This is a genomic window from Neisseria sp. HMSC03D10 (assembly GCF_001807625.1).
Classification (GTDB): domain Bacteria; phylum Pseudomonadota; class Gammaproteobacteria; order Burkholderiales; family Neisseriaceae; genus Neisseria; species Neisseria mucosa.
In genome coordinates, this window is the sequence record NZ_KV789491.1 from 1 (window position 1) to 12455 (window position 12455).

General features: G+C 52.7%; 12 protein-coding genes and 1 pseudogene. 7 read left to right on the plus strand and 6 right to left on the minus strand.

The window, feature by feature from the left end; translation table 11 throughout:
- Positions 1–130: 130 nt before the first annotated feature.
- The gene (mpl, locus tag HMPREF3066_RS01075; RefSeq protein ID WP_070439894.1) at positions 131–1507 is read right to left on the minus strand and encodes a UDP-N-acetylmuramate:L-alanyl-gamma-D-glutamyl-meso-diaminopimelate ligase; all 1377 of its coding nucleotides are present in this window, start codon (positions 1505–1507) and stop codon (positions 131–133) included.
- Between the two features lie 134 nt (positions 1508–1641).
- Here mpl and HMPREF3066_RS01080 point away from each other — a divergent pair, with 134 nt between their 5' ends.
- Positions 1642–2355 (plus strand): O-methyltransferase, encoded by a 714-nt coding sequence (locus HMPREF3066_RS01080; RefSeq protein WP_070439896.1) that lies wholly within the window; start codon positions 1642–1644, stop codon positions 2353–2355.
- A gap of 52 nt (positions 2356–2407) precedes the next feature.
- Here HMPREF3066_RS01080 and HMPREF3066_RS01085 read toward each other — a convergent pair whose 3' ends face one another.
- From HMPREF3066_RS01085 to HMPREF3066_RS01095, 3 genes are all read right to left on the minus strand, one after another.
- Positions 2408–3934 carry an ABC transporter permease gene (locus HMPREF3066_RS01085; protein WP_070439898.1) on the minus strand — a complete coding sequence of 509 codons (1527 nt, stop codon included), beginning with the start codon at positions 3932–3934 and terminating at the stop codon, positions 2408–2410.
- Between the two features lie 111 nt (positions 3935–4045).
- Positions 4046–4798 carry an alpha/beta fold hydrolase gene (locus tag HMPREF3066_RS01090; RefSeq protein ID WP_070439900.1) on the minus strand — a complete coding sequence of 251 codons (753 nt, stop codon included), beginning with the start codon at positions 4796–4798 and terminating at the stop codon, positions 4046–4048.
- Between the two features lie 146 nt (positions 4799–4944).
- Complete coding sequence (locus HMPREF3066_RS01095; RefSeq protein ID WP_070439902.1) at positions 4945–5841, minus strand: NAD(P)H-hydrate dehydratase; 897 nt, start codon at positions 5839–5841, stop codon at positions 4945–4947.
- A 128-nt stretch (positions 5842–5969) separates the two neighbouring features.
- On the opposite strand from HMPREF3066_RS01095, the gene HMPREF3066_RS01100 reads away from it, so the two are divergent.
- Positions 5970–6629 (plus strand): cytochrome b/b6 domain-containing protein, encoded by a 660-nt coding sequence (locus HMPREF3066_RS01100; RefSeq protein ID WP_009311383.1) that lies wholly within the window; start codon positions 5970–5972, stop codon positions 6627–6629.
- Between the two features lie 60 nt (positions 6630–6689).
- On the opposite strand, the gene HMPREF3066_RS01105 is transcribed toward HMPREF3066_RS01100, so the two are convergent.
- Positions 6690–7289, minus strand: a complete 600-nt coding sequence (locus HMPREF3066_RS01105) for an MlaC/ttg2D family ABC transporter substrate-binding protein (protein ID WP_045075492.1) — start codon at positions 7287–7289, stop codon at positions 6690–6692.
- A gap of 127 nt (positions 7290–7416) precedes the next feature.
- On the opposite strand from HMPREF3066_RS01105, the gene HMPREF3066_RS01110 reads away from it, so the two are divergent.
- Positions 7417–7920, plus strand: coding sequence for a DUF1841 family protein (locus tag HMPREF3066_RS01110; RefSeq protein ID WP_070439904.1), 504 nt, complete (start codon positions 7417–7419; stop codon positions 7918–7920).
- A gap of 170 nt (positions 7921–8090) precedes the next feature.
- On the opposite strand, the gene radC is transcribed toward HMPREF3066_RS01110, so the two are convergent.
- The gene (radC, locus tag HMPREF3066_RS01115) at positions 8091–8771 is read right to left on the minus strand and encodes a RadC family protein (RefSeq protein WP_016687535.1); all 681 of its coding nucleotides are present in this window, start codon (positions 8769–8771) and stop codon (positions 8091–8093) included.
- A gap of 541 nt (positions 8772–9312) precedes the next feature.
- On the opposite strand from radC, the gene HMPREF3066_RS01120 reads away from it, so the two are divergent.
- From HMPREF3066_RS01120 to HMPREF3066_RS13705, 4 genes and pseudogenes are all read left to right on the plus strand, one after another.
- Positions 9313–10437, plus strand: a complete 1125-nt coding sequence (locus HMPREF3066_RS01120; protein WP_009312960.1) for an ABC transporter ATP-binding protein — start codon at positions 9313–9315, stop codon at positions 10435–10437.
- Between the two features lie 15 nt (positions 10438–10452).
- Complete coding sequence (locus HMPREF3066_RS01125; RefSeq protein WP_003766008.1) at positions 10453–11418, plus strand: ABC transporter permease subunit; 966 nt, start codon at positions 10453–10455, stop codon at positions 11416–11418.
- Positions 11418–12308: an ABC transporter permease subunit gene (locus tag HMPREF3066_RS01130; RefSeq protein WP_070439905.1), complete on the plus strand. Its 891-nt coding sequence runs from the start codon at positions 11418–11420 to the stop codon at positions 12306–12308. Before HMPREF3066_RS01125 ends, HMPREF3066_RS01130 begins: the two co-directional genes overlap by 1 nt.
- An 85-nt stretch (positions 12309–12393) precedes the next feature.
- Positions 12394–12455 (plus strand): annotated as a pseudogene (locus tag HMPREF3066_RS13705) (transposase); the annotation flags it as partial.

Sequence of the window (12455 nt, forward strand, 5' to 3'; positions counted from 1 at the left end):
GCCGTACTGGTTTAAAGTTAATCCACTATATCGGGTCTGCCCCATCCCATTCCTTCACCACAAAAAGGTCGTCTGAAAACCAAACTCCGGTTTTCAGACGACCTCAATCATTCCAAACTTTCAACCGACCTTATTTCAAGGCTTCCAGCAGCTTCCCGTGTATCCCGCCGAAACCGCCGTTGCTCATCACCAAAATATGGTCGCCTGCTTCGGCATGTTTCACGATTTCGGCAACGAAGGCATCAAAGTCTTGTCCGACGTGCAGCTTTCCGCCCAAAGGCGCGAGGGCTTCGGCGACGTCCCAGTCCACGCCGCCGGCGTAGCAGAATACTTGGTCGGCACCTTTGAGGCTTTCGGGCAGGGCGGCTTTCATGGTGCCGAGTTTCATGGTGTTGGAACGCGGCTCAAGGACGGCGAGAATGCGGGCATTTCCGACGCGCTGGCGCAGGCCTTCGATGGTGGTTTCGATGGCGGTCGGGTGGTGGGCGAAGTCGTCGTAAACGGTGATGCCGTTCACCGTGCCTTTGATTTCCATGCGGCGTTTGACGTTTTTAAACGCGCTCAAGGCTTCGCAGGCCGTCTGAATATCGACTCCGGCATGACGTGCGGCAGCGATGACGGCGAGCGCGTTCATGCGGTTGTGTCCGCCCATCAAATCCCATGCGACGTGTCCGGCTTTTTTGCCGTCAAGCAACACGTCGAACGAGCCGTCGGCATTGACTTCACCGATCTGCCAGCCGTGTTCGGTGCCGAATTTTTCCACCGGCGTCCAGCAGCCTTTGTCCAAAGTGTCTTGCAGGCTTTGCTGCTGTCCGTTGCAGACGATTAAGCCTTCGGACGGCACGGTGCGCACGAGGTGGTGGAACTGGGTCTGTATTGCGCCCAAATCGGCGAAGATGTCGGCGTGGTCGAATTCCAGATTGTTCAACACGGCGGTACGCGGACGGTAATGCACGAATTTGGAGCGTTTGTCGAAAAAGGCGGTGTCGTATTCGTCGGCTTCGATGACGAAAAACGGCGATTTGCTGTTCGGATCTTGACGCGGCGTTTGCGGCAGGCGGGCGGAAACGCTGAAGTTTTCCGGTACGCCGCCGATGAGGAAGCCCGGCGCGAGTCCGGCATATTCCAAAACCCATGCGAGCATGGACGCAGTGGTCGTTTTGCCGTGCGTCCCCGCCACGCCGAGTACCCAATGATGATGCAACACGTTTTCCGACAGCCATTGCGGGCCGGAAATATAAGGCAGGCCGCGGTTCAAAATCGCTTCAACCACATCCATCCCGCGCTTGGCGACATTGCCGATAACGTAAACGTCGGCTTTAAATTCGTCCAACTGCGCGGCATCGAAGCCTTCGTGTACGTCTATGCCCAAGGCTTCGAGCTGGGTGCTCATCGGCGGATACATCTTCGCGTCGCAACCGCTGACTTTAAACCCCGCTTCTTTGGCAATGGCGGCCACCCCGCCCATAAACGTGCCGCCGATACCGATAATGTGGATGTGTTTCATGATAAGACCGTCTTTTGAATGAAATAATGGGAAAGCCGCCATTATAGCGGAGTTTGGATGCGGGGGTCGTCTGAAAAGCGAAGCTGTGGCAAGATGGAAAATATAAAGGATTTAAGCTGAAAAGGAGAATCCACATGCCCAAGCTGACGCCAAAAATGTTCGCTTTTCTGCAAGAGCCTCAAGTCGAAACCGTTTTGCTGCGGCTCTACGCCCAAGCCTTAAAGCAAAACAGACAGATGTTTTTTCATTTTCTGCCCAAGATTTTCAAACTGTTGGGCAAAGGGCTGGATTGGACGGGGGAAAACGAAAGTTTTTACGAAGACAAATACATCCCCATCGCACCGCAACAAGGCAAGTTTTTGTATATGCAGGCTTTGGCATCGGGAGCAAAAAACATTGTCGAATTCGGGACTTCCTACGGCATTTCGACGCTGTATCTTGCCGCAGCAGCCAAGCACAACGGCGGGCGTGTCATCACTTGCGAATATCTGCCGCACAAAGCCGTAGCAGCGAGAAAACATTTCCAAGAAGCCGGTTTGGCAGACTATATCGAGCTTCGCGAAGGCGATGCGCTGGAAACCTTAAAAGACTTAGCCATCTGCCCCGATTTCGTCTTGCTCGACGGCTGGCCGGATTTGGTATTCCCCGTATTCAAGCTGCTGGAACCGAATCTTGCCGACCGCGCGGTCATCGCCGTGGACGATGTGGAAGGCTTCTCACCCGCCATGCAGGATTATCTCGATTACGTCCGCCGTCCTGAAAACGGTTATATTTCATCCACACTGAAACCTTACAAAGCGTTGGAATATACGGTCAAAACAGGCAACCATACCGAAAAGGTCGTCTGAAAACCGGTTTCACCAAGATGAAACCGCCTTTTCAGACGACCTTCAATATGATTCAGTCCTCGTCCTTTCCGTCCAGCAGCAAAAACACCATCGTCGCAAACAGCATCAATACCGCCGTCAACACCATCGCCCTCGAATAATTGTCCGCCCCCGCCCTGCCCAGATAGGCGTAAATCAGGGTGGTCAGCGTCTGCCATTCGGGACGCGCCAAAAACAGCGTTGCCGCAAACTCGCCGACGCAGGTTGCCGCCGCCAAAGTCAGCCCGCGCCTGAAAGCGGGTTTCAGCAATGGGGCGGTGATGTAAAAGGTCGTCTGAAAACGGTTTGCCCCCATAGTCCTCGCCGCCTCGCCATAGCCTTGCGGCAACGCATCCCACGCCGCCAAAACATCTTTGGCAACAAACGGATACGCCAACAGCGCATAAGCGGCAATCAAAAGCGGCAGCGATGCCGTCCATTGCGGATACAGCAGCAGCACGCCGAACGCCACACAGACCGGCGACACCATAAACGGCAAAAATACCGCCCCCCTCACCCACGCCGCACGTCTTGCCAAGCAGGCATACGACACGCCCAATACCGCAGCGGCAGCGACCGCCGCCGCCGAAAAACGAACGGTGTTCCAAAGCGCCGCCAGCGTTTCGCCCTCGAGCAATACCCGCCAAGACCCTCCGGCAAGTGCGGCCTGCCGGACAACCGCAAGCAAGGGCATCAGGCAGCATACACACAACACCGACAATACCGCCGCGACCATCAGCCGTTCCGCCGCTGTTGCGGGCTTGCGCGGACGCGGTGCGGCGTGTGCCTTGTCCGCATCCGTCCGACGGCTCAACCGCGCATACAGCAATCCCGCCGCCGCGGTAATCCCCAACACCAGCCATACCAAGACGGAAGCCTGCGCCATATCCAATTCATACGCAATCAGTCGGTAAATCTCCACTTCCACCGTCGCATAGCGGTCGCCGCCCAACAGCAAAGCCAGTCCGAACCCCGAAAAACAATACAGGAAAACCAAACACAAACCGCCCGCCATCCACGGGCGCAATACCGGCCATTCCACCCTTAAAAACCGCTGCCAAGCCCCCGCCCCCAAAGCCTGCGCCGTTTGCAGGCGCGCCTCGGGAACCTGCAAAAATCCCTGATACGCCGCGCGCACCAAAACCGGCAGGTTGAAAAACACATTGCCGTAAATCAACAGGTACGGCGTATCCTGCCAGCCCGCCCAAACGGCACCGTTTGTGCCGAATAAAGCCAACACGCCCATACCCGCCACCAAAGTCGGCATCACGAAAGGCAGCATCAAAAGCCTCAACACCAAAGCGCGTCCCCGAAAATCCAAACGCGCCAACACCCACGCCGCAGGCACGCCCAAAATCCCCGCCAGCACGCAGGTTGCCAAAGCCTGAAATGCGGTCCATAAGATAAGGTGCTGCATATAGTCATCGCGCAACACCCCGCCCCATGCACTCCCGTCGTAAAAAGCCAGCGCAACCAAAGGCGCGACGACCATCACGATAAGGAAGCCCAAAGGCAGCAGCGCGAGCAGTAAAGTGGAACTGAAAGAGCGGATGGAAGACATGGTTTGATGCTGTATGAAAATTAAAAAAATATAGGATTAAGTCGTCTGAAAAACGGTTTCAGCAAACCTGCCAAGCTGCTTTCAGACGACCTCTTTATCCAATACGGACTTTTACAATGCCTGAAACGCCTGTACTGCCGCCCAAATTATTTCAGGCTGCTCTTTAATCGCTTCATGGGCTGCAAACGGCACATTCATCAGATGCACATCGGGCAATTCGGTTTTCAGTTCTGCCCAATCATCGAAGGCAAGCAGAAAATCGGCTTCTCCGCGTATTGCCAAGACATTAGCTGCGATTTCACGGACGCTTTCGTTGGGATAACCGCTTGCGCTTTCATCCAGCCACATGGCTTTCAATGCCGCAATCCATTTTTCGGCATCGGGTTCGGGATTGGCTGCCTGATAAGCGGCAAGCTGTTCCGACAGTTTTTCTTTTACAATATTAAGGTTCAGCGCTTCAAACATCGACCGTACGCGATTCAAGTGTTTTTGATGCCACTCTGCACCTACCGTGATGATTTTCTCAACATTTTCATCTTCCGCACCAAGACGGTAAGCAGTTATTCCTCCGTCGCTGAAACCGAACAGACTGTAATTTTCCACGCTTTCGTTGCGCAGGATTTGGCGCACATCATCGGCTGCTTGAGCATAGGTCAATGCGGTAGTGCCAAGCGTGGAGCGTCCGTGTCCGCGCGTATCGACGGCAATCACGCGATAGTGTTGCAACAGGCGCGGCAGCAACGGTTCAAAGTCGGCAATCGAGCCGAAACCGCCGTGAAGCAAGACCATGACGGAGGCGGCTTCCTTACCGCCGATTTGGTAGTGCAGGCTTGCACCTTGATGGTTAAAAAATTTGGACTGCATGGTTTACCTTTTCAATCTATCCGGAGTATCTGCATAGGAAACATCAAAAAGCTTTTGGATTCCAACACAGATATTGAACATCGCAAAGGGTCGTCTGAAAACGGCTTGGGGACTGTCTCTCCGTTTTCAGACGACCTCCTTCCTTCTCAATTTTCTGTTTTATCCGCCATCAGCCGATTCCTCAACCATCTGGCGGCAGGTGCGATTTCGCCTGCGAGCATACCAGTTTCCACACCCGTCGAGTGTTTGATGACATCCGCCGCTGCGCCGTGCAGCCATACGCCGGCGCAAGCGGCTTGGAACGGCGGGATGCCTTGCGCGAGCAGGCTGCCGATGATGCCGCTTAAAACGTCGCCGCTGCCTGCGGTGGCAAGTCCGGCGTTGCCGCTTGAGTTGGTATAGACCGTGCCGTCGGGCGCGGCGACCAGCGTATGGTGTCCTTTTAATACGGTTACGGCTTGGAACGTTGCGCTGATGGTTTGGACGGCGGACATTCTGTCTTGCTGAATGGCTTGGGTGGATGTACCGAGCAGGCGGGCGGCTTCGGCTGGGTGCGGGGTCAGAACCAGATTGCCGCGTTTTTGTGCAGCTTCGCGGGTTTCGGGATGCGACCTTGCCAGCAAAGTCAGTGCGTCGGCATCGAGCAGCAGCGCGTCCTGATTTTGCGTCAACACGGTATTTAAGATTTGGTTGGCGGTTTCGTCCAAACCCATGCCGCAGCCGACCGCCCATGCGCTGATGTCCTTGCGTTTCAGCAGGTCTTCGGCAGTTGCCAGCATGATTTCGGGGCGTTCGGGGATGACGGCAAAGGGCAAGGCGGTTTGATTGAAGCCCACCCACACTTTGCCGCTGCCTTGATAAATCGCGGCGGTGGAAGCGAGAACAACGGCTCCGCTCATGCCCGATGCGCCGCCGACGACGGCGAGCGTGCCGTATGTTCCTTTGTGCGACTCCGCCTGACGCGGGGTGAATACGTCGGGAAATTGCGAGGTCGTCTGAAAAAAATCGGGCGTATCGGGGAGCGTATAGGACGGGTTCATCATCAATCTGCCTGAGTTTGGGATAAAATAGCGGATGCGTGGCGAAAAGAGGATGTCTTTTATCGACTGTTGTTTTCACGATTCTACCGCCCCGTATAGGAACACTACAACCGCACAACAAGGAATATTTAATGAAACAAAAAGTCAAAGTCTGGGATTTGCCAACGCGCCTGTTTCACTGGCTCTTGGTCTTGTCGGTCGGATTTATGTGGTACAGCGCGCAGGCAGGCGGCGGGATGCTGGTTTGGCACTTGCGCTGCGGACTGCTGGTGGCGGGGCTGATTGTCTTCCGCCTGTGTTGGGGCTTGTGGGGCAGCGATACGGCGCGGTTTTCGCAATTCGTGCGCGGTCCGTCGTCCATCCGCCGCTACCTGCAAGGCAGCCTGACGGAAAACGAACAGCCCGGACACAACCCTTTGGGCGCGCTGATGGTCATTGCGCTGATTGCGGCGGTTTTGCTGCAAGCGACGACGGGCTTGTTTGCCGCCGATGAAAACACGTTTACCGACAGCGGCTATCTGAACCATTTGGTCAGCTCGGACACGGGCAGCCTGATGCGCAAAATCCACGTCAATTTCTTCAACCTGCTGGCGGCATTGGCGGGACTACACATCGTTACGGTCTTGGCGTATAAGTTTTTGAAGAAAAAAGATTTGATCCGCCCGATGATCAGCGGCTACAAGTATATCGAGGGGCAAACCGTTACCTTGAAATTTGCTTCCGCCGCCAAACTGATTGCCGCATTGGCAGTGGCGGCTGTGGCGGTGGCTGCGATTTTGATGTTGAAATAACAATTTAAACAAATAGAAAAAGGTCGTCTGAAACTTTCAGACGACCTTTTGTCATTGGATTTATTGCTTTTTCAGCCCTTTGGCTTTGACGGTCGCAATGGTGCCGTCTATGCCTTTTTGCTTGATAAGTTCGCCGAACTGGTTGCGGTAAACCGTTACCAGGCTCGTTCCGTCCACGCGGATGTTGTAGATTTTATAGACAGGGCCGACCTTATAAAGCTGGTAGGCTACTTCGTATTTCGTCCCTTTTTTGGTGTGCAGTTCAGAAAATACGTCAAACTTATTGCCGTTGACCGTCATTTTCGGCAACAGCCTTACCTGCGCATCCGCCGCGCCGATTAAGGCGGAATGCGAATACATGGCTATAATCATGTCTTTAAAAGCGTGGATAAATTCCGTTTTCTGAGTGGCGGAGAATTCACGCCAAGGCGCGCCGACCGCCAAAGCGGAAATGCGTTCGTAATCCAGATAACGGTCTGCATACTGCTCGATCTGCTTGACCTTTTGCGCCTCGCTCAAAGAGCCGTTGCGCGCAATTTTCAAAACTGCATCTATATTCTGCTGCATCTGAGCCTGTGCGGGGTGTGTTTCAGCCGCCACATAAGGCGCGGCAACCACCATCGGGACAGATAATACAAAAGCGGACAAATAAGGGTTCATCATTATTCCATAAGATAAGAAGCAAAGCTGCATTTTAAAACGCCCTGAGGCATAAACCGTTAATCAAATGTAAAAGCAGGAAAGATAACTATATAATCGCCCTATCCGAATTTCTGAAATTCCCGCCATGTACGATGTCAACACACACGATGTCCGCCGATTTTTCGCCCATGTCTGGCAACAACGCCTCACCCCCCTGCAACTGGACGGCCTGCAACAAAAAGCCCTGCGGATTATCGAAGCCCATCCCGAATACTCCCGCTATCTCGAAAATATCGAAGACTATCTGGACAAAACCTGGACGCCCGAAGAAGGAGAAACCAATCCCTTCCTGCATATGTCGCTGCATCTCTCCCTGCAAGAACAAGCAGCCATCGACCAGCCGCCCGGCATCCGCGCCATACACGGACAACTCTGCGCACGCTACGGCGGCGATTGGGTACGCGCCGAACACGATATGATGGATGCGCTGGCAGAAACCATATGGGAAGCGCAACGCTACGGACGCGGCTTGGATGTCAACGCCTATATGACGCGGCTGCGCAAACTGGTCGGACTGGGGCAGGAAGAAACCGCCCGCATCAATCCGCACGAAGTCGGCGTGTCCGGCATCATCAGCGAAAGGGCTTGAGTTCATCTAGGTTACAGAAAAAAATTTTCAGACGACCCTTCATGCCCGTTCAGTTCAAAATATCAGCTACCTTACATATCTGTCACACTAAAATCAGTAAAAAGGTCGTCTGAAACCTGTTTTCAGACGACCTCTTTATTCCAACCTTTGCCCCGCCCAGCAATATCACTTTACCCTTCCATATACCCCTGTTCCCGCATAGAGCAGACTTCTGTCGCCGTAACAATAAAATGGTCTAAAAGCGAGACATCAACCAATGCCAAAGCCTGTTTCAGACGACCTGTAAACGCGATGTCCGATTGCGAAGGCGTTGCCGAACCGCCGGGATGATTGTGCGCGATAATCAGGCTGTCAGCGTATTCGTCTAATGCGAGCTTGACGATTTCCCTGATATAGACGGTATTTTCCGCCACCGTTCCGCGCGAGAGTTCGCGCATGGCAATCAGCCTGTTTTGGCGGTTGAGCAAAAGCGCGGTGCTGACTTCTATCTTTTCATGCCCCAAATGCAGGCGCAGATAATCGGCAACGGCTTTCGGGCTGGAAAGCGTGATGTTTTCCTGTAAATCCTCACCCAAAATCCGCCTGCCGATTTCTTTAACGACGGCAAACTGGGTAAAACTCGCCAAACCCATGCCCTTGTATGCGGAAAGTGTTTTAGCGTCGGCGCTCATCAGTTTGCCCAAGCTGCCAAACTCGTTCAGCAGATAACGCGCCAAATCCACTGCGCTCATCCCGCGCGTCCCCACCCGCAGCAAAATCGCCAGCAGCTCAGCATCGCTCAATGCACCCGCGCCGCGTGCCAATAATTTTTCACGCGGCCGCTCGCCTTCAGGCCACTGTTTGATACTCATGCTTTACCCCTTGCGTGAACATTCACGAAAAAAATTTGTTTGAAAATCTGCTTGTTATTACACTGTTTACAACGAATGCCTATCAAACAACTATTGTAAATATTTCATATTTTATTATATTTCGAATGAATATTTAAAATATAAGCATAATATTCATATAAATTAATTGCATAAAAACAACGCGCTCAAACTTCGCTCATGAAAGCGATTGCCTTTTCTTATCCGCCCGTAAGGGTTGACGGCAGATTCAATCTGACAGGTTTAAAAATGTCCTGTTTAAATCAAATCCGCGAGAAATCAGCCCCTTCGGGCAATTTCGTATTGCCCCTGCGTGCCATAGGCTAATATAATAGCGAGTTCGGCGGAAGCGGTTTATCCTTGGATTTCCACCCGTTTCCCATCCATGCTGCCCGTGCGCTTCACAAGAGTTTCAGACGACGTTGCGACGTTGCGACTCCCGCCAGCAATCAAACAGCTTTTTATCACCCTTTCGAAAATCCGTTTTGCCGGTACTCGTCATTTTTATTGGAGTATTGCCATTATGACCGCAACCACTGCGTCTTCAGCCAAACCTTATCTCAAAATTCAAGGCTTGGTGAAAAAGTTTGGTGACAATTACGCTGTCGATAACATCGACTTGGATATTTATCAACATGAAATCTTTGCCCTTTTGGGCAGCTCCGGCAGCGGCAAATCCACGCTGCTGCGTATGCTGGCGGGCATGGAAAGCCCCAATCAGGGCAAAATCATTCTGGACGGTCAAGACATTACCAAACTTGCCCCCTACGAGCGCCCCATCAATATGATGTTTCAAAGCTATGCCCTGTTCCCGCACATGACTGTGGAGCAGAACATTGCCTTCGGTCTGAAACAAGACAAAATGCCCAAAGATGAAATTGCTGCGCGCGTGGAAGAAATGCTGCGTCTGGTGCAGATGACCAAATACGCTAAGCGCAAACCGCATCAATTATCCGGTGGCCAGCAACAACGTATCGCTTTGGCACGCAGCTTGGCAAAACGTCCGAAAATCCTGCTACTTGACGAACCTCTCGGCGCGTTGGACAAAAAACTGCGCCAACAAACCCAGCTCGAATTGGTCAATACGCTCGAACAAGTCGGCGTAACCTGCATCATGGTCACGCACGACCAAGAAGAGGCGATGACGATGGCGACCCGCATCGCCATTATGTCTGACGGTCAGTTGCAACAGGTCGGTACGCCCAGCGACGTGTACGACTACCCCAACAGCCGCTTTACCGCCGAATTCATCGGAGAGACCAATATTTTCGGCGGCGTCGTGATTGACGACCATGCCGATTATGCCGTTATCGAATGCGAAGGCTTGGAAAACCACGTCCGCATCGACCACGGTCTGGGCGGCCCGAGCGAACAAGACATTTGGGTCAGCATCCGTCCCGAAGACATTGATTTGTACAAAGAAAAACCCGACCACTTGGGTAGCTTCAACTGGGCAAAAGGCACAGTGGAAGAAATCGCCTACTTGGGCAGCTTCGCCATCTACCACATCAAACTTGCCAACGGCCGCGTCGTCAAAAGCCAAGTTCCCGCACCTTATTGGTATGTCCGCAACATCACGCCGCCGACTTGGGACGAAACCGTCTATATCAGCTGGCCGGAAAACCAACCGACTCCGTTGTTCCGTTGATTTAAGGGGAGTGAGATGAACCTTAAAAAACTGAAAAACAAACTGTTCCGCCGCCCGGGTCAGCGCGCGGTCATTGCCGTGCCGTATATTTGGCTTTTGGTATTGTTTCTGATTCCGTTCGCCATCGTGCTGAAAATCAGCTTTGCCGAACAAGAAATCGCCATTCCGCCGTTTACGCCGCTGACCAGCGTCGATGAAGATTTAGGTCGTCTGAACATCGCCATCAGTTATCAAAACTATGCCGATATCTTCCAAAATTTTTGGAATACCTTGAATCCGTTTGGCGACAGCGAAAACAGTAATATCTATCTGATGACCTACTGGTCTTCGATTAAGACTGCGCTGACGACGACCATCATTTGTCTGCTGATTGGTTATCCGACCGCCTATGCGATTTCACGCGCCAATCCCGCCATGCGCAACGGTCTGCTGCTTGCCATCATGCTGCCTTTCTGGACCTCTTTCCTGTTGCGTGTTTACGCATGGATGGGCCTGCTGGGACACAACGGCATCATCAACAATTTCCTGCTCAAAATGCAGATTATCGAAGAGCCTTTAGACCTGTTTTACAACGCGTTCTCGCTGAACTTGGTCATGGTTTATGCCTATCTGCCGTTCATGATTCTACCGCTTTACACGCAACTGGTGAAACTCGACAACCGCCTGCTCGAAGCCGCTTCTGATTTGGGTGCAGGGCCGATTAAATCGTTCTTCACCATTACCCTGCCCCTATCTAAAACAGGCATCATCGCAGGCTCCATGCTGGTTTTCGTACCCGCAGTCGGTGAATTTGTGATTCCCGAACTGGTCGGCGGTTCGGAAAACCTGATGATCGGTAAAGTTTTGTGGCAGGCGTTCTTCGATCAAAACAACTGGCCGTTGGCTTCCGCCGTCGCCGTCGTCATGGTCGCACTGCTGGTCGTGCCGATTGCACTGTTCCAGCATTATGAAAACCGCGAATTAGAAGAAGGATCCAAATAATGCAGAAATCCCGATTATCCTGGTTCCTGAAACTGATGTTGATGCTGTCGCTGGCGTTTCTGTATATTCCGCTGGTCGTTTTGGTCATCTATTCGTTCAACGAATCCAAGCTGGTTACCGTTTGGGGCGGCTTTTCGACCAAGTGGTACAGCGCATTGTTGGAAAACGACACCATCTTGGAAGCCGCTTGGCTGTCGCTGCGCATTGCTGCCGCATCCTCGCTTGCAGCCGTCGTTTTAGGTACGCTGGCAGGCTACGCGATGGCGCGCATCAAACGCTTCCGCGGCAGCACCTTGTTTGCCGGTATGATTTCCGCGCCTATGGTTATGCCTGACGTGATTACCGGTTTGTCCATGCTGCTCCTGATTATTCAGGTGCAAATGTTCCTGCAAGGCAGCGGCGAATTGCTCCAAAGGCTTTACTTTGACCGCGGTTTCTTCACCATTTTCCTCGGACATACGACGCTTTGTATGGCATACATTACCGTCGTTATCCGTTCGCGTCTGGTGGAGCTCGACCAATCGCTCGAAGAAGCCGCCATGGACTTGGGTGCGCGTCCGCTGAAAATCTTTTTCGTCATCACCCTGCCCTTGATTGCGCCTGCCATCGCTTCAGGCTTCCTGCTCGGCATTACCCTGTCGCTGGATGATTTGGTGATTACCTCCTTCCTATCTGGTCCCGGTTCTTCCACATTGCCGCAGGTGATTTTCTCCAAAATCAAGCTGGGTCTCGACCCGCAGATGAATGTGTTGGCAACCATCCTGATCGGCATTATCGGTACGCTGGTCATCGTCATCAATTATTGGATGATGCGCCAAGCAACCAAACGCGATCGGGAAGCCGCCGAAGCCTACCGTCAGGAAAAGCTTGCCGCAGAAAAAACAAATTGACCCAATCAGACAGGCTGACCGCATCAATGCAAGGTCAGCCTGTTTTCTTCACACAACCCGTTTGACAACTTTTCAGACGACCCTCAACTATAGTGGATTAAATTTAAATCAAGATAAGGCGACGAAGCCGCAGACAGTACAGATAGT